Origin of the sequence: Nonomuraea cavernae (assembly GCF_014646355.1) — a bacterium.
Taxonomy (GTDB): Bacteria; Actinomycetota; Actinomycetes; order Streptosporangiales; family Streptosporangiaceae; genus Nonomuraea; species Nonomuraea cavernae.
In genome coordinates, this window is the sequence record NZ_BMNH01000025.1 from 44,602 (window position 1) to 64,617 (window position 20,016).

The 20,016-nt window shown below is 72.5% G+C and carries 17 protein-coding genes and 1 pseudogene; 8 read left to right on the forward strand and 10 right to left on the reverse strand.

What is annotated here, in order from left to right; translation table 11 throughout:
* Window positions 1–22: 22 nt before the first annotated feature.
* On the reverse strand, window positions 23–1,642 hold the full coding sequence (locus IEY82_RS29815) for a SulP family inorganic anion transporter (protein ID WP_189127641.1): 1,620 nt from the start codon (window positions 1,640–1,642) through the stop codon (window positions 23–25).
* Between the two features lie 68 nt (window positions 1,643–1,710).
* Window positions 1,711–2,052 (reverse strand): ArsR/SmtB family transcription factor, encoded by a 342-nt coding sequence (locus IEY82_RS29820; protein ID WP_189127581.1) that lies wholly within the window; start codon window positions 2,050–2,052, stop codon window positions 1,711–1,713.
* Window positions 2,053–2,224: 172 nt separating this feature from the next.
* On the opposite strand from IEY82_RS29820, the gene IEY82_RS29825 reads away from it, so the two are divergent.
* The 4 genes from IEY82_RS29825 (at window position 2,225) to IEY82_RS29840 (ending at window position 6,757) form a co-directional block, all read left to right on the forward strand.
* The gene (locus IEY82_RS29825) at window positions 2,225–3,091 is read left to right on the forward strand and encodes a universal stress protein (protein WP_308016000.1); all 867 of its coding nucleotides are present in this window, start codon (window positions 2,225–2,227) and stop codon (window positions 3,089–3,091) included.
* Complete coding sequence (locus IEY82_RS29830; RefSeq protein WP_189127582.1) at window positions 3,088–3,558, forward strand: CBS domain-containing protein; 471 nt, start codon at window positions 3,088–3,090, stop codon at window positions 3,556–3,558. Before IEY82_RS29825 ends, IEY82_RS29830 begins: the two co-directional genes overlap by 4 nt.
* Before the next feature lie 24 nt (window positions 3,559–3,582).
* Window positions 3,583–4,098, forward strand: coding sequence for a flavodoxin family protein (locus IEY82_RS29835; protein WP_189127583.1), 516 nt, complete (start codon window positions 3,583–3,585; stop codon window positions 4,096–4,098).
* Between the two features lie 202 nt (window positions 4,099–4,300).
* A complete protein-coding gene (locus IEY82_RS29840; protein ID WP_189127584.1) occupies window positions 4,301–6,757 on the forward strand; it encodes a cation-translocating P-type ATPase in 2,457 nt (818 codons plus the stop codon).
* 16 nt (window positions 6,758–6,773) lie between these two features.
* On the opposite strand, the gene IEY82_RS29845 is transcribed toward IEY82_RS29840, so the two are convergent.
* Window positions 6,774–9,776 carry a pyridoxamine 5'-phosphate oxidase family protein gene (locus IEY82_RS29845; RefSeq protein WP_189127585.1) on the reverse strand — a complete coding sequence of 1,001 codons (3,003 nt, stop codon included), beginning with the start codon at window positions 9,774–9,776 and terminating at the stop codon, window positions 6,774–6,776.
* A gap of 128 nt (window positions 9,777–9,904) precedes the next feature.
* Here IEY82_RS29845 and IEY82_RS29850 point away from each other — a divergent pair, with 128 nt between their 5' ends.
* The 3 genes from IEY82_RS29850 (at window position 9,905) to IEY82_RS29860 (ending at window position 12,950) form a co-directional block, all read left to right on the forward strand.
* Window positions 9,905–10,756: a universal stress protein gene (locus IEY82_RS29850; protein ID WP_189127586.1), complete on the forward strand. Its 852-nt coding sequence runs from the start codon at window positions 9,905–9,907 to the stop codon at window positions 10,754–10,756.
* A gap of 100 nt (window positions 10,757–10,856) precedes the next feature.
* A complete protein-coding gene (locus IEY82_RS29855) occupies window positions 10,857–12,545 on the forward strand; it encodes a sensor histidine kinase (RefSeq protein WP_189127587.1) in 1,689 nt (562 codons plus the stop codon).
* 141 nt (window positions 12,546–12,686) lie between these two features.
* The gene (locus IEY82_RS29860; protein ID WP_189127588.1) at window positions 12,687–12,950 is read left to right on the forward strand and encodes a hypothetical protein; all 264 of its coding nucleotides are present in this window, start codon (window positions 12,687–12,689) and stop codon (window positions 12,948–12,950) included.
* A 37-nt stretch (window positions 12,951–12,987) separates the two neighbouring features.
* Here IEY82_RS29860 and IEY82_RS29865 read toward each other — a convergent pair whose 3' ends face one another.
* Both IEY82_RS29865 and IEY82_RS40520 read right to left on the reverse strand, forming a co-directional pair.
* On the reverse strand, window positions 12,988–13,353 hold the full coding sequence (locus IEY82_RS29865) for a peptidase inhibitor family I36 protein (RefSeq protein WP_189127589.1): 366 nt from the start codon (window positions 13,351–13,353) through the stop codon (window positions 12,988–12,990).
* 345 nt (window positions 13,354–13,698) lie between these two features.
* Window positions 13,699–13,965, reverse strand: a pseudogene (locus tag IEY82_RS40520) (IS701 family transposase); the annotation flags it as partial.
* A gap of 426 nt (window positions 13,966–14,391) precedes the next feature.
* Between IEY82_RS40520 and IEY82_RS29875 the strand changes: the two are divergent.
* Window positions 14,392–14,532: a hypothetical protein gene (locus IEY82_RS29875; protein ID WP_189127591.1), complete on the forward strand. Its 141-nt coding sequence runs from the start codon at window positions 14,392–14,394 to the stop codon at window positions 14,530–14,532.
* Window positions 14,533–14,645: 113 nt separating this feature from the next.
* On the opposite strand, the gene IEY82_RS29880 is transcribed toward IEY82_RS29875, so the two are convergent.
* From IEY82_RS29880 to IEY82_RS29900, 5 genes are all read right to left on the reverse strand, one after another.
* On the reverse strand, window positions 14,646–15,077 hold the full coding sequence (locus tag IEY82_RS29880) for a pyridoxamine 5'-phosphate oxidase family protein (protein ID WP_189127592.1): 432 nt from the start codon (window positions 15,075–15,077) through the stop codon (window positions 14,646–14,648).
* 52 nt (window positions 15,078–15,129) lie between these two features.
* Entirely contained in the window at window positions 15,130–15,771 is a 642-nt protein-coding gene (locus IEY82_RS29885; protein WP_189127593.1) for a response regulator, read from the reverse strand.
* 110 nt (window positions 15,772–15,881) lie between these two features.
* Window positions 15,882–16,439: a hypothetical protein gene (locus IEY82_RS29890; protein ID WP_189127594.1), complete on the reverse strand. Its 558-nt coding sequence runs from the start codon at window positions 16,437–16,439 to the stop codon at window positions 15,882–15,884.
* 108 nt (window positions 16,440–16,547) lie between these two features.
* The gene (cydC, locus tag IEY82_RS29895) at window positions 16,548–18,287 is read right to left on the reverse strand and encodes a thiol reductant ABC exporter subunit CydC (protein ID WP_189127595.1); all 1,740 of its coding nucleotides are present in this window, start codon (window positions 18,285–18,287) and stop codon (window positions 16,548–16,550) included.
* A complete protein-coding gene (locus IEY82_RS29900; protein ID WP_189127596.1) occupies window positions 18,284–19,978 on the reverse strand; it encodes an ABC transporter ATP-binding protein/permease in 1,695 nt (564 codons plus the stop codon). Before IEY82_RS29900 ends, cydC begins: the two co-directional genes overlap by 4 nt.
* Window positions 19,979–20,016: the final 38 nt, after the last annotated feature.

Below are 20,016 nucleotides of genomic sequence, written 5' to 3' on the forward strand. Positions count from 1 at the left end.
CCCGCCGCACCCCGCCGCGCGGTCAGGCCCTTGCGGGCGCGGGCGGCAGCACCCCGGCCCGCCGCAGGTGCGCGCGGGCGTGCTCGATGGCCTCCGGGGTGCCGGGGTGCCTGCCGCCTGCCTGGTCCAGGGCGCCGACCGAGTCGAACACCGGCACCTGGCCGGGCCGCAGGCCGGAGACCAGCACGAGGATGCCCCGCCGGTGCAGCCGGTCGACGGCGTCCTTGAGCACGAGCGCCCCCGTGGCGTCCACGGTGGTCACCCGGGACATCCGCAGGATGACCACGCGCACGTCGGCGACCTCGGACAGCTCCAGCAGGAACCGGTGGGCGGCGGCGAAGAACAGCGGGCCGTCGATCCGGTAGGCGACGATGTGCTCGGCGAGCAGGGCGTGCTCCTCGTCGCCGTGCTCGCCGGGCAGGTCGGGCTTGAAGTCGACCTGGTCCAGCCGGGCCTGACGGGCCACGGCCCGCAGCGCGAGCGCCCCGGCGATGACGAGGCCGATGATGACCGCGTAGACCAGGTCGAGGACCACCGTGGCCACGGCGGTCAGCACCAGCACGAGAGCGTCTGAGCGGGTGGCTCGGACGATCGCGCGCAGCGAGCCGACCTCGACCATCCGGATCGCGGTGGCCAGCAGGACCCCCGCCAGCGCGGCCAGCGGGATGTGCGAGACCAGCGGCGCGGCGGTGTAGACGATGGCGGCCAGCACGGCGGCGTGGGTCAGCGAGGCCAGCCGGGAGGAGGCGCCGCTGCGGACGTTGACGGCGGTGCGGGCGATGGCCGCGGTCGCCGGAACGCCGCCGAACAGCGGCGCGGCGATGTTGGCCAGGCCCTGCCCGAACAGCTCGCGGTCGGGGTCGTGCCGTTCGCCCACGGTCATGCCGTCGGCCACCGACGCCGACAGCAGCGACTCCAGCGCGGCCAGCGCCGCCACCGCGATGGCGGGCGCCAGCAGCGAGCCGATCGCGGACAGGTCCAGGAAGGCCAGCGAGGGGGCGGCCAGACCCGCCGGCAGGGCGCCGATCGGGGTCGCGTCCAGGTCGAGCAGCCGCGCCGCGACGGTCGCCGCGACCACGGCGACGATGGAGAACGGGACGGTCGGCCGCAGCCGGGCTCCGCCCAGCATGATCACGGCCACTCCGGCGGCCAGCGCGATCGCCGTCCAGTCGGGCGCCGCGGCGAAGTCCAGCACGGCCTGCCAGGCCACGGCCACCGCCTTGTCGCCCTCGGGTGGGGGAACGCCCAGAGCGGAGGGGACCTGCTGCAGGGCGATCACGCAGGCGATGCCCAGGGTGAAGCCCTCCACCACGGGCGCGGGGACATAACGCATGTATCGCCCGACCCGGGCCACGGCCAGGGCCAGCAGGATGACGCCGGCCATCAGGCCGACCGTCAGCACGCCCCCGGGACCGTACTGGGCGACGATCGGCACCAGCACCACGGTCATGGCGCCGGTGGGGCCGGAGACCTGCAGGTTGGAGCCGCCGAACACGGCGGCGACGGCGCCCGCGACGACCGCGGTGGCCAGCCCCGCCTCCGCGCCCAGCCCCGAGGAGACGCCGAAACCGAGCGCCAGCGGCAGCGCCACGATCGCGACCGTGAGCCCGGCCAGCAGGTCGCGGCGCGGGTGGCGGCGCATCGCGGCCAGGTCGCTCCGGGCGGGCAGCAGCGAGCCGGCCGAGCCCCAGGCCCGGTGGAGCCACCGGCTCACGGGGTGCCGACGTCCGACGAGCGCAGCTCCTCGAGCAGGTCGTGCTGGTCGGTGAGCATGGCGGTCAGGATCCGGCGCGCGGCGCGCATCAGGTCGGCCACGTCGCCGCCGGCCAGCTGGTAGACCACGCTGGAGCCCTCGCGGGCCGACGTGACGATGCCCGAGCGCCGCAGCACCGCCAGATGCTGCGACAGGTTGGGCGGCTCGACGTCGATCGCCGCCAGCAGGTCGCGCACCGGCACCGGGCCGTCCTGCAGGAGCTCCAGCACGCGGATGCGGACCGGGTGCCCCAGCATCCGGAAGAACTCGGCTTTCGCCTGGTACAGGGGGACCGGCACGCCGTCTCCGCCTTCCGTGAGAGCCCGTCGCGGTCGGCCGGCCGGCTTCCCGCGAGCTGATGGCTCAACTATGTAGGCAATTGCGAATATTCGCAAATCCATAGGGACCAACGGCACCCGGATCGGGGACTTCGTCCTCCGGATTCCGGCCGTCCATTTCGGAAAGGTGGAGGTGGAAGGGCCCATCGTGGAGGAGAGCGTGATGGCCGGACGGATCGTGGTGGGGGTGGACGGCTCCGCGCCCGCGACGGCGGCGGTGGAGTGGGCCGCCGCCGACGCGCGGCACCGGGCGCTGGGACTGCGGATCGTGCACGTGTGCGAGCCCTGGCACGCCGACGGCGCGACCGAGCACTGCGCCCGCACCCTGGAGACGGCCGCCGCCCACGCCGGCGACCTGGCGCCGGACGTCGAGCTGAGCACCGAGTTGCTGCACGGGGGAGTGGCCGGCGCGCTCGTCGCCGAGTCCGCGACCGCCGACAGCGTGGTGCTCGGCAGCAGAGGACACGGCGGGTTCACCGGAATGGTGCTCGGGTCGATCGGCATGGCCGTCGCCGGGCACGCCGCGGGACCGGTCGTGATCGTGCGCGGACCCGCCGTGGTGACGCACGGCCGGATCGTCATCGGCTATGACGGGTCCGAGCCGTCCGTGGCGGCCATGGCGTACGCCATCGAGCAGACCCGCAGCCGCGACGCGCAACTGCACGTCGTCTACGCCTGGCAGCTGCCGGTCTACTCGCCGTACGCCGTCGCCTTCAGCGACCTGCTGCAGGAGGCCTTCCAGCAGCAGGCCCAGGCGGCCCGCGAACGGCTGATCCCCTGGCGGGAGGCGAACCCCGACGTCCTGATCACCGACGAACAGCTCTGCGAGCACCCCGTGTCCGCGCTCATCAAGGCCGCCGCGACCGCCGACCTCGTGGTGGTCGGCTCGCGTGGCCTGGGCGGGTTCGCCTCGGCGGTGCTCGGCTCGGTCAGCCACGGCGTGCTGCACCACGTGAGCCGCCCGGTCGCCGTGGTCCGGCCGCGAGAGGAGGCCTCATGAAGATCGAGACTTTGACCGCCCGGCACGTGATGAGCCGGGTCCTGGTGGCGATCAGGGCGGACGAGTCGCCGCTGATGGCCTGGGAGCTGATGCGCCGGTCCGGTGTCCACCACCTGCCGGTCGTCGAGGGGAGGCAAGTCGTGGGCGTCCTCACCCGCGAGGACGTGGCCGTCACCTGGTCCGGCGGGCCGCAGGAGCAGTCCGACCGCCAGGTCGGCTCCCTGCTGGGACGCGAGCCCCGGCCGCGCGTGGGGCCCGACACCCCGCTCACCCGCGTCGCGGCCGTCATGGTCGACAGCGGCTGCGACGCCGTGCCCGTGGTGTCCCGCAGCGGCCTCGTCGGGCTGGTTACGGCCCGCGACGTCCTGTCCGCCGTGGCCGGCCGCACCGACCTCCGGAACGAGGGGCCGGGCGAGATCGTCACCGGGATGTTCCACCTTGAGCCCGTCCTGCCGGGCGACGGCTGACCCCGACACGGGAAGAGGTGCGAGATGTACGCGCTGATCGTCTACGAGTCCATGTACGGCAACACCGGGCAGGTCGCGCAGGCCGTGGCGGAGGGACTCGCCAGGGCGATGAGGACCGAGGTCGTCGAGGTCGCCGCCGCGCCGGTGTCACCACCGGAGGAGGTGGCGCTGCTGGTGGTCGGCGGCCCCACCCACGCCTTCAGCATGAGCCGGGAGTCCACCCGCAGGTCCGCCGCCGAGCAGGCCCGGGAACCTCTGGTGTCGCAGGGGCCCGGCATCCGCGAATGGCTGGCCGCCCTGCGGGTGGCGCGCGGCACGCCCGTCGCCGCCTTCGACACCCGCGTCGCCAAGCCGCACCTGCCGGGCTCGGCCGCCCGCGCCGCCGCCAAACGGCTGCGCCGCCTCGGCCTGCGGCTCGTCGCCCCCGCCCAGAGCTTCTTCGTCACCGACTCCCGGGGCCCGCTGGCGGACGGCGAGCTGGACCGCGCCCGCCGCTGGGGCGAAACCCTCGCCGGCCACTTCGCCGTCCCCACGAGCTGACACCCGCGCGGCCGGTCTCGCGCCCCGAGGCGACGATCGGCGCGGCCGGTCTCGCGTCCCGCAGGTGAGGATCGGCGCGGCCGGTCTCGCGTCCCGCAGGTGACGGTCGGCGCCGTCGCCGATCGGAGTGGGACGAAGGTCACAGCGGACAACGGCCTTTCGGCTCCCGCGACGCGGGTGTCGTGGATGATCTGATGGGGCCATGGACGCGATCACGGATGTCCGGCGGGGGCTCGGCGACGACGAGGCGGCCCGCCTGCTGACCGAACACGGGCCGAACCGGATACCGGAGCCCAGGCAGCCGTCGATCCCGCTCAGAGCGGTCCGCCAGCTGGCCGATCCGCTGTCGATCCTGCTGCTGGTCGCCGGCCTCGTCACCCTGGTCGTGCTGGGCGAGGCGCCCGAGGGCGCGGCCATCATGGCGATCCTGGCGGTCAACGTGGTCATCGGCGTCACCCAGGAGGTCAAGGCCGAGCGGGCCGTCCGCGCCCTGCGGACGCTGTCGGCGCCGATGGCCAAGGTCCGCCGTGACGGCGTGGTCCGGCGGATCGCGGCCGCGGAGGTGGTGCCCGGCGACCTGATCGAGGTGGCGGCCGGAGACCGGGTGCCCGCCGACGCCCGCGTGCTGGAGGCGGTCTCGCTGGCCGTGAACGAGTCCATGCTGACGGGCGAGTCGAACTCGGCCGGCAAACGGGCGGAGGGCACGACGCGGGGACCCCTGGGAGACCGTGACGGGCAGCTGTTCTCCGGCAGCATGGTGGTGCGCGGCTCGGGCGTGGCGGTGGTGGAGAGCACCGGCGCCGCCACCGAGATGGGCCACATCGCCTCCGCTCTGCAGGGCAAGGTCAAGGGGCCGCTGGAGGTGGAGCTCGCCACCGTCTCCAAGCGCATCGGCCTGCTGGCCCTCGCCGCGGGCGTGGTGATGGTGGCGCTCGGGCTGGCCCGGGGCGGCATCGAGCCGCTCGACCTGGCGCTCGCCGGGGTGGCGCTGGCCATCGCGGCGGTGCCCGAGAGCATGGCGGCCGCCGTCACCACCGCCCTGGCGCTCGGCTCGCAGCGGATGGCCCGGCGCGGGGTCATCGTCCGGCGGTTGCCGGCCATCCAGGCGCTCGGCGCCACCACCGTGATCGCCTCGGACAAGACCGGCACCCTGACCACCGGGCGGCTGACCGTCGCCGACCACGTCGCGGTGCCGGGCGCGGACGTCTGGCGGGCCGCCGTACGCTGCAACGACGCCCACGACGGCGTGGGCGACGCGGTGGACGTGGCGCTGCTGGCCGCCGCCGCCCGCCACGGGACGACGCCCCTCGACGGCGGGGCCAGGCTGTCGACCAGGCCCTTCGACGCCGACGTACGGTCGATGGCGGTCGTCACCGAGGGGCCGGTGCTGACCGTGAAGGGCGCGCCGGAGGTGGTGCTGGCCCGGTGCGCCCCCGGCCCGGAGGCCGACCGGCTGGAGCGGGCCGTGCCCGAGCTGGCCGGCCGGGGGCTGCGCGTGCTGGCGCTGGCCGAGCGCGACACCGATGACCTCGACGCGACCGGGCTGCGGCCGGTCGCGTTGCTCGCGCTGAGCGACGAGATCCGCGAGTCGGCGCGGCAGGCCGTCGCCGACTGCCGGCGGGGCGGCATCCGGGTGATCATGGTGACCGGCGACCACGCCGGCACCGCCCGGGCCGTGGCCGAGCAGGTCGGCATCGAGCCCGACCCGGTGGTGACCGGCGCAGCGCTGGACGGCGAGGACCGTGAGGAGCGGCTGCGCGAGGCGAACGTGCTGGCCCGCGTCGACCCGGCGACCAAGCTGGACCTGGTCCGCTCGCTGCGCGCGGGCGGCGAGGTCGTCGCGATGACCGGCGACGGCGTCAACGACGCGCCCGCGCTGCGGCACGCCGACGTCGGCATCGCCATGGCCGGCGACGAGGGCACCGACGTGGCCAGGGAGGCCGCCGCCGTGGTGGTCACCAACGGCGAGCTGGGCACCATCGTCACCGGGGTGCGGCAGGGCCGCCGCCTGCACCACAACGTCGAATCCATGATCGGCTACCTGCTGGCCGGCAACCTGGCCGAGATCTTCCTCGTGCTCGTGGGCCTGTTCGCCTGGCCCGACCTGGTCATCCCGCTGCTGCCGGTGCAACTGCTCTGGATCAACCTGGTCCTCGACGGCATCCCGGCCATCGCCCTGGGCGTCGACCGGCCGGCCGGCGACCCGCTGACGGCCAGACCGCGCCGCGACGGGCTGCTGTCCGGCGCCGTGCTGGCCCGCATCGGGATCCGCTCGCTCATCGTCGGGCTGCTGGTCTTCGCCGCGGTGGAGGTCGCCCGGCGGCTCGGCTGGGACGAGGCGCAGGTGCGGACCCAGGCCGTGCTCGCCCTCGTCTTCGCCCGGCTGACCCTGGCCTACGTCGCCCGGGCCCGGCGCTGGACCTTCGAGCGCGGCTGGTGGCACGGCCGGGCGGTGCTGCTCGCCGTCGCGGCCGCGGCCGCGCTGCAGGCGCTGGTGACGCTGGTGCCGGCCCTCGGCACGTTCCTCGCGCTCGCGCCGGTGCCGCCGCTGGGCTGGGCGATGGCCGCGGGCGCCGCGCTGCTGACGCCGGTGCTCTGCGACGCGGCGCGGGCCCTGCTCCGGCTCGGCGCGGGGCGGGCTCGCCGGGAGCGGGAGTGACTCCGCGCGCGGATCGTCAGAGCCCGTGGACGCGGCGGCCGGTGATCCGCTGCGGCACGATGCGGATGTACAGCTCGCGCTCACCGCCCGCCCAGGGGGTCACGCCGGAGCCGACCACCCGCTCGATCTCGTCGGGCGGCACATGGTGGGCCGGCCCCTGGATGAGCACGCTCCAGCCCTCGCGCCTGGCCTCGTCGATCCGGTCGACCTCGAAGCCGATCTTGATGTCCATGCCCTCCACGCCGGTGCGCAGGTCGCGGTCCATCGGGCCGCCGTGGGCCGTGCGGAAGACGATCGCGCCCTCGTGCAGCCGGTAGTTGACGGGCAGCACGGTGGGCCCGTACAGGCCGCTGAAGGCGACCCGGCCGACGCCGCCGGGCGCGACCAGGCGCAGGCACTCGTCACGGTCGAGGGACTCGAGCATCGGATGGGCGGCCGCCGGGCCGCGTCCCGGCGGCCGGTCGAGGCCGCCGCCGAGCAGGCTCTCGACGGTCGTCTCCAGGGCGGCCGCGAGCCGCCCCAGTGTGCCCGTGGCGAGCGTCTCGGGGTTCTCCTCCAGGTACTTGACGTAGCCGGCGGCCATGCCGGTGCGCTCGGCGAGCTGCTCGCGGGTCAGCCCGAGGCGTTCGCGGTGGTAGATGATGCGGCGTCCGAGGTCGCCCGTCGCGGCCATGCTGGTCCCCCCTTGATCGCTCGTGAACGTACGGCTGGCGCCGCACCTGAGCATGTTCTCGTTGATCCACGCGCTCTCGCGGTCGGCGTCGATGAAGAACCGCGCGCCCCGGTAGCGGATCGTCAGCGACATCGTGCCCAGCCGGTCGGGCAGCACCGGGTTGAGACGCAGCCCGTCGCGGCGCAGCTCCATCCCCAGGTAGCAGCGCTGCAGCAGGTCGAGCGTGCCCGCCATGGCGCCGAGGTGGACGCCTTCGGCGGTGGTGCCGTGCTGGACGTCCTGGATGTCACTGATCAGGGCCTCGTGGAAGAACCGCCAGGATCCGGCCCGGTCCGATCGGGCGAGCACCCAGGCGTGCACCAGGGCGCTCAGGGTGGAACCGTGGCTGGTGCGCGCGAGGTAGTAGTGGATCGTGCGGTGGATGAGGCCGGGCTCGCACGGATAGCCGAGCCGCAGCAGCAGCGCCAGCAGCTCGTCGGCCGTCAGCAGGTAGAAGAGCATCAGCGTGTCGGCCTGCTTGGACGCCCGGTAGCGGTTGACGTCGTCGCCGGCGGCCTCCAGCGCCCGGTCGAGCCGCCGCACGCCGCGATAGCGCTCCCAGTCGAGCTCCTCCAGGCCGGCGTAGCCGGTGAACTGGCTGATCACGCCGTCGTGGAAGTCGACCCGCATCCGCCGGGTGATGTCGTGCCAGCGCTCGGCCTCCTCGGCCGTGCCCTGGAACTCGGGGAACAGCTCCAGCGTGTCGGCGGCCCGCAGCAGCAGCCAGACGGTCATCACGTTGGTGTAGGCGTTGTTGTCCAGGCCGGGGGACTCGGCCCCGGGGTAACCGTCGTGATACTCGTCGGGGCCCATGACGCCCCGGATCTCGTAGCGGCCCGACTCCGGGTCCGCCTCGGCCAGCGAGGAGAAGAACCTGGCGATGTCGATCAGCAGCTCCGCGCACCACGGCCGCATCGTGCCGGTCGCCAGGTAGTGCTGCCAGATGTTGTAGGCGATGGCCAGGCCGGCGTGCCGCTGCAGGTGGGAGTGGTCGGGCAGCCAGCGGCCGGAGTCGGGGTTGAGATGCAGGGTCTGGGTCTGCTCGGTGCCGTCGCTCGCGCTCTGCCAGGGGAACATCGCGCCGGCGAACCCCGCGGCGCGGGCCGCCGCCCTGGCCTCGGGCAGCCGCCGCCACCGGTAACGCAGCAGGCCGAGGGAGATGTCGGGAAAGCGGAGGTTCAGCCATGGCATCACGAACAGCTCGTCCCAGAACACGTGCCCCCGGTACGCCTCGCCGTGCAGGCCCCGCGCGGGCACGCCCGCGTCGATGTCGGCCGTGTGCGGGGAGAGCGTCTGCAACAGGTGGAAGACGTGCAGGTGGACGATCTGTGAGGTCTCCGGCCCGTCGACGTCGAGCCGGGCGCGCTCCCACAGGCGGTCCCAGGCGGCCCGGTGCCGGGCCAGCAGCGTGTCGAAGCCCGGCGCCAGCCGCACGGCCCGCACCGCGGTGGAGCGGGCGTCGCTGATCGCGGGATCGCGTGAGGTCACCAGGGCGACGACCTTGGACAGCGTCACCGGCTCGCCCTCGACCAGGTCGAGCCGGTACTCCGCGGTGATCCGGTCGGGTTCGCGGGTCGCCTCGCGGGCGGGGACGGCGCAGTCGGCGCGGGCCGCGAAGGCGACCGTGATGCCGGAGGAGCGGGTGGTGGCGGTCAGCCAGGCCAGGTCGTCCTCGATGCCGGTGGCGTGGCCGGTCAGATGGTCGCCGCGCAGCTCGCGGTAGCGGGCGACCCCCCGGTTGGCCACCCGGCCGTCGAGTACGGTCCGCACCCGCATCGGGCCCGACCAGTTCTCCGGGACGAACTCGGTCTCCAGCGCGGCCAGGCGCGGGTCGGCCATGGACACCAGGCGGCGCTGCCGCACCCGCGTGACGCGGCCCGCCGCGTCACGCCAGCGCAGCAGCCGCAGCAGCACCCCGTGACGCAGGTCCAGTTCGTGCCGGTAGTCGAGCAGGCCGTCCGTCGCCGGGTCGAACCAGTCGGAGCCGGGCGTGGCGAAGGCCACCGGCAGCCAGTCGGGCAGGTTGACCATGTCCTCGTTGGACACCACGCGCCCGGCGACAGTGGAGTCGAGGCGGTTGAAGCAGCCCGCCGCGTAGGTGCCGGGCGTCCGGCCGGCGCCGTCGGGCGTCGCCCCCCGGGTGGCGAACCGGCCGTTGCCCAGCGTGCACAGCGCCTCCCGGAGCCCTTCGGCCGCCGGGTCGAAGCCCTCGAAGTCCAGGGTCCACGGGTTCACCGGCGGCTCACCGGGACGGCTCGCGCGCGGCGGCGCGTACTCCGGGCGGGTCCAGGGATCGATGACGGCCATGCGCACGAGCTACCCCCAGGTCACCAGGGCAGACATGGCCCTTGGCCCTGCCCGGACGGGACCTACGGCCCTGCAGGCGACCCGGTGCGAGGAGGTCCCATAGAGGTGACGAAGGAGGAGGAGACATCATGATCATCGTGGGTGTGGACGGCTCGGTGGCCTCGCGGGCGGCGGTGGAGTGGGCGGCGAACGACGCGTTCCGCGCGCACCAGCCGTTGCGGATCGTGCACGCGGTGGACCACTCGCCCTATCAGATCGCCAGGTTCCCCAGCGACGACTGGCCGGACGCGCTCGTGCGCACCGGGCACCGGTTCCTGGCCGAGGCGGTCGCGCTGGCCCACGAGCGCCAGCCGGACGTCGAGGTGACGACCGAGCTGATCGAAGGTCCCGCCGCCGTGGTGCTGCGCGAGCAGTCCAAGGACGCCACGGAGGTCGTGGTCGGCAGCCGCGGGCTGGGCGGATTCGCCGGCGCGTTGCTGGGCTCGGTCAGCGTGAACGTCGCCGGGCACACGCGGTGCCCCGTGGTGGTCGTGCGCGGCGAGCGCCGCGAGACCTTCGGCGAGGTCACCGTGGGCGTCGACGACTCTCCCGAGTGCGAACCGGCCCTGGCCTACGCCTTCGAGCAGGCCAGACGGCGGGGCGGCACGCTGCGGGTGGTGCACGCCTGGCAGCTGCCGGTGCACGCCTTCGCGCCCGACATCCCGTACGACATGGACGAGGTCCGTACGGCACAGCACCGGCTCGTCACGGACCGGCTGGCGGCGTTCCGCGAGGAGTACCCGCAGGTGACGGTCGTCGAGGACGTGCTGTCCGCGCACCCCGTGAACGCGCTCGCCGACGCCTCGGACCGGTCCGACCTGGTCGTGGTGGGCTCACACGGCCGCGGCGTCATGGGATCGGTGCTGCTCGGCTCGGTCAGCCGGGGCATCCTCCACCACGCCCGCTGCGCGGTCGCCGTCGTCCGCTCGGGCCCCGCGTAGCCGGCCCGCCCGCCCGGCGGCCGGACGAAGATCCGGAACCGGGCGGGCGAACCTCGAACCTGGGTAGGCGAGCGGTCTCCGCTGATGCGAGACTGCTCGTATGACGCAAGGCGAGCGCAACCCGTTGATGCCCAACATGCGGCTCGACGAGTTGCTGGCTGAACTGCAGGTCCGCCTGAACGCCGTGCTCGCCACGCGGGACCGGGTGCACGCGCTGCTCGAGGCCGTGGTCTTGGTGGGCAGCGACCTCGATCTGGAGACGGTGCTCGGCCGCATCGTGGAGACCGCCACCAAGCTGGTCGACGCCAGCTACGGCGCGCTCGGCGTGATCGGCCAGGAGCGCACCCTCATCCAGTTCATCCCGGTCGGGCTGACCGAGGAGGAGATCGCCAAGATCGAGCACTGGCCGCACGGTCTCGGCCTGCTCGGCCTGCTCATCAAGGACGCCCGGCCACTGCGCCTCGGCCGCATCGCCGACCATCCCGAGTCCTACGGCTTCCCGCCGGGGCACCCGCCCATGGGCACCTTCCTCGGCGTCCCGCTCCGGGTGCGCGACGAGGTGTTCGGCAACCTCTACCTGACCGAGAAACGCGGCGGCGGCGAGTTCGACGAGGAGGACGAGGCGATCGTCATCGCGCTGGCCACCGCCGCCGGCGTGGCCATCGAGAACGCCCGCCTGTTCGAGGAGTCACGACGGCGCGAGACCTGGCTGCACGCCTCCTCCGAGGTGACCACGAGCCTGCTGTCCGGCGCCGACCGGAGCGAGGTGCTCACCATGATGGCCGGGCGGGCCCGGCAGATGGCCGACGCCGACCTGGCCAAGGTCCTGCTGCCGGACCGGTCGGGTGAGTGGCTGACGGTGGAGTTCGCCGAGGGCGAGCACGCCGACGACGTGAGCGGCCTGGTCTTCCAGGTGGGCGCCACCGCCGTCGGGCAGGTGTTCAGCCGGGGTGAGGCGATGTCCGAGCGTGACCTGCCGGCCGCCGACTCCCCGCTGCGCGAGCTGGGCTTCGGCCCCGAGCTGCTGCTGCCGCTGGGCGCCGGGCATTCCGTGCGCGGTGTGCTGGCCCTGGCCAAGAGATCGGGCCGGCTCCCGTTCAGCCTGGCCGACATGCGGATGCTGGAGTCGTTCGCCGGCCAGGCCGCGATCGCGCTGGAGCTGGCCGACACCCGCAAGGACGCCGAACGCCTCGGTCTGCTCGAAGACCGCGACCGGATCGCCAAGGACCTGCACGACGTCGTCATCCAGCGGTTGTTCGCCATCGCGATGACGCTGATGAGCACGGTCCGGCTGGTCGAGCACCCCGAGGCCTCGGGGCGGCTGCAGCACGCGATCGACGAGCTCGACGAGACGATCCGGCAGATCCGCTCGACCATCTTCGCCCTGCAGGGCGCCCACCAGGCCAGCGGCCCCAGCCTGCGCGCCCAGGTCGTCGAGCTGGTCGAGGGGGCCCGCGGCCACCTCGGCTTCATGCCCGGCCTGCGGATGGAGGGGCAGCTCGACAACCGCGTCCCCGAGGCCATCGCCGAGCACCTGCTGGCGGTCCTGCGCGAGGCCCTGTCCAACGTGGTGCGTCACGCCAGGGCGTCCAAGTCCGAGGTGTCGGTCGAGGTGGCCGGCGAGATCCTCACCCTCATCGTCCGCGACGACGGCGTGGGACTGTCCGCCGACGGGCGCCGCAGCGGGCTGCGCAACCTGGAGGAGCGCGCCACCGGGCTCGGCGGCTCCTTCGAGATCACCACTCCCGACACCGGCGGCACCACGCTCCGCTGGCAGGTGCCCATCTGATCACGCGGCCCCGCCCACGCGCGGAACTCCCCGGCGGAGCCTCCCGCATGGGCGAAGCAGTACATCCGCGCCGGGAAGGGAGCCGCCCTCCATCATGATCGTCTTCTGGAGACGCAGCGTCTCTGCGAGGCGGTGAAGGCCTTGGACTCGCAGAGATTCGACCTCGTCATCTCCGACATGCACCGGGTCAAGGACGGCACCGAGGAGCCACGGGCGGGCCTGAAGCTGCTGCGCGAGATGCGTTCGGGTCGCCGGCGGCCCCCACTGGTCTTCTACACCTCCAATTCCGTGCTGTTCACCGCGAACGAGGAGATCTCCGCGTACGGGGCGGTCGTCACCGACACCGCGAGGGACCTGTTCGCCGAGGTCAGGCAGGCACTGCGGCGACATTCCGCGGAAAGCTGATCCGGCTGCGACGCCGCCACCTCAGGAGGTCGACGACCTAACGCTGATCGATGCAGACCATGTCCGCCACGTTCTGGTAGCGCGTGTTCCACTTGGCGCCGCGCGAGATGTTCTCCAGATACGCCCAATGGCCCTCCCAGTTGTAGAGATGAACCTGTCCGTTGCCGCCGTTGTTGACGGAGGAGATCCGGTCGTTGAGGGGCGGGTTCATGCGTCCGAGGTCGAAGCAGCCCGCACTGGGCGCGATCCAGATCCTGTTTCCTCCTTCCTTGTTGTCGTAGTAGCAGGAGTAGCCTGCGGGGCAGTCCCAGGCGAGGACGCCGGCCTGGGCCGCGGAAGCGCCCGTGAGAGAGAAGACGGCAGCGAGTGCTAAGACCGCGAGCGAATTGGTCAGTCGCTTCATTTTGTAGCTCCCCTTCTGTTTGATTGACGGCATGACTGGTCTCGGGTCGGAACTCCGACAGGTGTATTGGTCGCCGATTTCGATAAGGGGTCCCGTGGGGGACTAGTGCGAGAATCAACCGTAATGAACTTTGCCGTCTATGCCTTTCAGGTACTCTACATCGTAGATCGCGCGGTAATGGGTCGCCTCGTCGGCGGTAGTGGCTGATCAGGGCGTGGGTTTGGTGGGTTTGCCGGAATCTGGACCAGGCCAGGACGTGCTCGATGGTGCTGGCGGCGGGCACGATGAGGTGGGCGAAGACACGGCGGATCTCAGCCATCGATGGCCGGATCAGCCGGCCTGCATTCAGCTGAGAATCTCCTGGTGATGCGGGTCTTTTCCCTGATCGGCGGCGGGTGGGACCGGGTCGGGGGCGCTCTGGCCGTCCAGGTGGGCGCGGCTGACGGCGAGGAAGGCCAGGGCGAGCATGGCCGTGGTGACGTGGCGGTGCCAGCCGTCCCATTTGCGGACCTGGTACTCGGTCAGGCCGAGCAGGTCCTTGCCGGTCTCGTTGTTCTCCTTGATCTTCCAGCGCAGCCCGGCGACGGTGATGAGCTCGGTGACGGGCGTGCCGAGGCGTTGCTGGTGCGGTACGCGGCAGGAGACGAGGTCGCTCAGATCGCGGTCACCTTCGGCGTCTTGGTGAGAGCGCTGGTGAAGATCGAGTTGGCCGAGGGCCCGCGGGCTTCGGCCGGGTCCGGCATTCGCGCCGTGAGGATGGTGAGCCCGTCCACTGGCACGCCGGCCGGCTCGACCGGAGCCGCCACGAAACTCCCCACTCGCTTCTCCGTACGGACCAGGTCCTCTGCCGGAGCGCACGGCGATCCTGGGGGCCGGCTCAGCGGACGCCCCGGATTCTGAGGATGCCGGCTACGCCGATGAGGGAGATCACGATGCCCACCAGGAAGAGGGCGGGGTAGCCGCACAGCGTGACCACCAGGGCTGCGATCGCGGGGGGCCGCGATCTGGGGGCCGGCGTTGGCGATGTTGATGACGCCCATGTCCTTGCCGACCTCCTCCGGGTTCGGCAGCACTTTGATCACCAGGGCCATGTCCACCGCCCTCACCACCACCTACCTCGCCTGGGCCGGCCTCTTACCAGGGCTCGCGGGGATGGCCTTCCAGCGCCGCGACCTGTGAGCTCAGCGCTGCCGACCATGATCACGTTGAGGGATCCGGCCAACCTCTCGGGTCATGACCGGTTGTGCGGTCATGAGGCGGGCTCTGGCTCCGGACACGACGTCACTCACCGGCTATCTGCACGCTTCGGCGGCGGGCACGCGGGTGATCATGCGGCCGGTCAGTTGCTCGGCCTCGACCACGATGTAGTGGTCGCGGCTGCCGGGCGCCCACGCGGCCAGCGGCAGCTCGGACAGCCGGCCGATCTCGGCCGGGTCCTGCACCGCCCGCGCCTTGCCCACCGCGGTCACCGACCAGCCGGTGCGCAGCTCGGTGTCGAACTCGTCCACCTCGAACGCCACCACCGCGTGCCGGGTGGCCGCCGCCAGTTTGGACCCGACGCTGGTGCGGATCACGATGGTCTCGCCGTCGAGGGCGAACGTGACCGGCTGCACCGCGGGCAGTGCCCGGTCGGTGAAGACGATCCGGCCGATCGGCGTGACTGACAGCAGGCGCAGGCACTCCTCACGATTGAGGACCCGCAGGCCAGACGAATCCAGTTGCATACGTCCAGCATCGCGGCTCGGCCGGTGGACCCCCCAGGGCCGAAGGTCCCGACTATTCGCGCCGATCTGCCCTCAGCCGCGCCGACAGGGCAGCAGCCTGGGTGCGCCGCTGCATGTTGAGCTTGGCCAGCAGGTTGGACACGTAGTTCTTGACCGTCTTCTCCGCCAGGAACAGCCGCTCGCCGATCTGCCGGTTGGTCAGCCCCTCGCCGATCAGCTCGAGAATGTGCCGCTCCTGGTCGGACAGCGCCGCCAGAGGGTCCTGCCGGGCCGCCTGATCGCGCAGCCGCTGCAACATGGCGGCCGTGGTCTGCGGATCGAGCAGCGACTGGCCCGAGGCGACCGTGCGCACCGCGCCCACCAGGTCGGAGCCGTGGATCTGCTTGAGCACGTAGCCCGAGGCCCCCGCCATCACCGCGTCGAACAGCGCGTCGTCGTCGGCGAACGAGGTCAGCATCAGGCACGCCAGGCCCGGAAGCTTGGAGCGCACCTCCCGGCAGACGTCCACGCCGTTGCCGTCGGGCAACCGCACGTCGAGCACCGCCACGTCCGGCTTGAGCGCCGGAATGCGGGCGATCGCGGACTCGGCGGTGCCCGCCTCGCCGATCACCTCGATGTCGTCCTCGGAGCCGAGCAGGGCGGCGACGCCCCGGCGGACCACCTCGTGATCGTCAAGCAGAAACACACGAATCATGACTCTGACCGTATCTCGGTTCGCGCCATGCTCGGAAGGGTCCCGTTGGTCCAACCCCAGCACAGGCGGGGTGCGGCGGGACCCCTCGGACCCGCCGCACCGTCTCGGGGTCAGACTCCGGCGGGGTCGTAGGGCGCCGGGGTCTGGTACCAGTGGATGACGTAGTAGAAGGTGCCGATGGTGCCGTTCTCGAGCTGTCCGGGGGCCTCCAGCAGCCCGGTCGCCAGGGCGAAGCGCTGCTGCCGCGCCCCGATCACCACGATGTGGTGGGTGCCGGCCTCGGCCACCCGGTCCACCTTGGCGAAGCGGATCAGCGTGGTGTGGCTGTGCTCCTCGTAGAAGGGCTCCCTGAGCGTCGGCGGGACGGCGATCAGGCTCCCGCTGGGCGTGGTGATCAGGATCTGCGGGAGGTGGTGGTTGGGGATGGTGTTCTCGGGCGCGAGGTCGGGCATGATCGCCTCGAAGTACAGTCGCTGCCCGGCCGTGAAGGTGAGCTTGAACGACCGTACGTCGAGCGGCTTGTTCATCCAGCCGTAGAAGGCGAACGAGACGGCGCCGTCGACGACCCGGGGCGCGTTGCCCGGGGTGTTGGCCTTGGTGAGGATGACGGTGTGATGGGCCCAGGCCGGCAGGGCGACGATCAGCGCCAGCAGTGTGGTGATCGTCACGGTGAGGATCCGTGACAGTCTTCGGGTGGGGGGACGTAGCATGGGCGGGCCTTCCTTCGCGAAGGTTCTGGCCGTGAGAGGGGCTGCATCCCTCTCACGGCCGTTTCTCTATCCCGCCGCCCGGTCGAGGTCGTCGGCCTGGCGGGCGTACAGGCGGGCATAGGCGCCCTGGCGGGCCAGCAGTTCCCGGTGGGTGCCCTGCTCGACCAGCCGGCCGCGATCCATGACGAGGATGCGGTCGGCGTCGGTGACCGTGGCCAGCCGGTGCGCGATGACCAGCAGCGTCCTGCCCCGCGCCAGGTCGTCGATCTGCCGCTGGATCTCGGCCTCGGTGTGCACGTCGAGTTCGGAGGTGGCCTCGTCCAGGACGAGGATGGGGGCGTCCTTGAGCAGCGCGCGGGCGATCGCCAGCCGCTGACGCTGGCCACCCGACAGGCGCTCGCCCATCTCGCCGACCACGGTGTCGTAGCCCTCGGGCATTTCCATGATCGTGTCGTGCAGGGCGGCCTGGCGGCAGACCGCCTCCAGTTGCTCCTGGGTGGCGTCCGGCCGGGCCAGCCGCAGGTTGGCGGCGACGGTGTCGTTGAACAGGAAAGTGCGCTGGCCCACGACGGCGACCAGGTCGCGCAGGTCGTTCAGGCCGAGCCGGTCGACCGGGGTGCCGCCCACGCACACCGTGCCGGACTGCGGCTCCCAGAACCTCAGCAGGAGCGAGACCAGGGTGGACTTGCCGGAGCCCGAGGCGCCGACCACCGCGTAGCGGCTGCCGGCCGGCACGGTGAAGGAGACACCGGACAGCGCGGGCGGGCTCTGGCCGGGGTAGGCGAAGGTGACCGAATCGAAGCCGATCGAGGCGGTGGCGGGCCGGGGCTCGGGCGCCGGCGGGTCGGTGACCAGCGGCGGCCGGTCGGTGATCTCCCAGATGCGGCGCGCGCCGGCGAAGGCCTGCTCCAGGTCGGCCATGAACTCCTCGACCCCCAGCACGGGCCCGAAGGTCGCCAGCCCGATCGCCACCGTGACGGCGATGTCCTGCCAGGACAGCCCCTGCGCCCAGCCGGTGAGCAGGATCGTGATCACGCCCGCGCCGACCAGGAACTCGTTCAGGCCCCGGCGCATGGAGATCAGCGTGCCCAGCCGGCTGATCGCCGAGGTGCCCGACGAGCCCAGCGCCTCGAGTTCGGCCAGGCGGCGGGTGCCGTAGCCGAAGGCGAGCACCTCCCTGACGCCCTGGACGCCGTCGGTGAGGTGCTGGGAGATCTCGCCGCGCGCCCGCCGCAGATCGGTGGCGGCGGTCGCGGCGGCGCGGTGACTCAGCCACGGCACCACGACGCCCACGCCCAGCAGGAAGGGCGCCAGCACCAGGGCCACCACCGGGCTGTACCCGGCGCCCAGCACCGACAGGGAGATGACCGGGACGATGACGGCGGCCAGCGACGGCGCGATCGTGTGCGCGTAGAACACCTCGATCCGGTCGATGTCCTTCATGACGCGGGCGAGCAGGTCGCCGGTCCTGGTGCCCTCGACCCCGGCCGGGGCCTGCGGCTCGATCCGCTGGTAGAAGTCGTCGCGGAGCATGGCCAGCAGCTTGAAGGCGACGTAGTGGCCGGCGTACTGCTCGACGTAGCGGAACAGGCCCTTGGCGAACGCCATGACCACCATCGCGACCGCCACCGGCACGATCACCGACGGGTCGCCGGACGCGACGTGGACCACGCCCCACGCGCCGACGCCGTACAACGCGATGCCGAGGCACATCTGCAGCACCCGGAAGGTGACCGAGACGGCCAGCGGCGTCATCAGCGGACGGCCGAAGTGCAGCAGGCGCAGGCTGATCTGGGTCCGGGTCATCGTGTCTCCACCTCGGTCCGCCGGACCGCGCGGGCGTAGTGCCCGCCGCCCGTCATCAGTTCGTCGTGCGAGCCCTGCTCGGTGACGAGGCCGTCCTCCAGGACCACGATCCGGTCCGCGTCGCGCACCGTGGACAGCCGGTGCGCGATCATCAGCACCGTACGGCCGACGGTCAGCCGGTCGAGGGCGGCCAGGATCGCCGCTTCGGACTCCAGGTCCACGTTGGAGGTCGGCTCGTCGAGCACGAGGATGGGCGAGTCCTTCAGCACGGCGCGGGCGATCGCGGTGCGCTGCGCCTGCCCGCCGGACAGCATGAGGCCCCGCTCACCCGTCGGCGTGTCCAGCCCGTCCGGCAGTCCCCGGACGAACTCGTCCAGGTTGGCCGTGCGCAGCGCGTCCCACAGCCGTTCGTCGTCCGCGTCCGGCGCGGCGACCAGCAGGTTGTCGCGCAGCGTGCCGGTGAACAGGTAGGTGCTCTGCGCCACGACGCTGATCTGCTCGCGCACCCACGCGGCGGGCACCGAGGTGATGTCGTGGCCGCCGACGCGGATCACGCCCCCGCCGGGGTCGAGGTTGCGCTGGAGCAGCGCGGCGACGGTGGTCTTGCCCGAGCCCGACGGCCCGACCAGCGCCACCTTCTCGCCCGGGGCGATGGTGAAGCCCACCTCCCGCAGCACCGGCGTGTCCGGCAGGTAGGCGAAGCTCACGCCCTCGAAGGACACGTCGGAGCCGGCCCGCTCCGGCGCCTGCGTCTCGGTGTCGGCGACGGCGGGCTTCTCGGCCAGCTGGGCCCTGATCTCCTTGGCGGCCGCGGCGCCGCCCATGCCGACGTAGAAGAACTGGCCGACCTTGTCCAGCGGCTCCACGAGCTGCGTGGTGAGCAGGACGAGGGCCACCGCCTCGCCGGCGTCGATCGCGCCCTCGCGCATGCGGACCATCGCCAGCACGGTCGCCGTGGTGATCATGCCGAGCGAGAACACCGTGTCGACGACGAACAGGATCACCTGGTTGCCGGCGAGCAGCCGCATGATCGCGCGGCGCAGCTCCTCCGAGGATCTGGCGAGGGCCCGGCCGTGCGCGGTGCCCTGGTTGAAGAGCTTGAGCGTCGACAGGCCCTGCAGGGCGTCGAGGAAGCGGGCGGCGAGGTGGTTGGCCGTGTCGCGGTAGCCGTCGCTCACCTTGGCGAAGCCGCGCTGGAAGACGCCGACGGTCAGCGGGATGGCCGGGACCACGATGGCCAGGATGAGCGCCGTCCACGGGTCGACGAACACCCCGATGGCCACCAGCACGAGGATCGGCACGGTCATCGAGGCGAGGATCGGGCCGAGGAAGGTCGCGTAGTAGGTGGAGACGAGCTCCACGGCCTCGGTGCCGGTGGAGACCAGCCTGCCGGTCTGCTCCCGCGAGCGCAGCGGCGCGCCGAGCCTCAGCAGGTGGCGGTAGATCCGGTCGCGGAGCCCGACCTCCAGCCGGCCGCCCGCGCGGACGGTGATCGCCGGAACGGCTGCGGCGAGCAGCGCGCGGGCCGCCGCCGCGGCGAACAGTCCCGCGATCACCGCGGTCTCGGGGGCGCCGCCCCGGTGGATCTGCCCGATCGCGGTTCCCACCAGCAGCAGGAGCGCCGTCGTGGCCAGTGCCTGGAGCCACGTGCCGAGCACCGACAGCAGGACGGGGCCGCGTATGGGCCGCATCAGCGACTCCAAGTGATCCTCCACGGATGTGCCTCGGA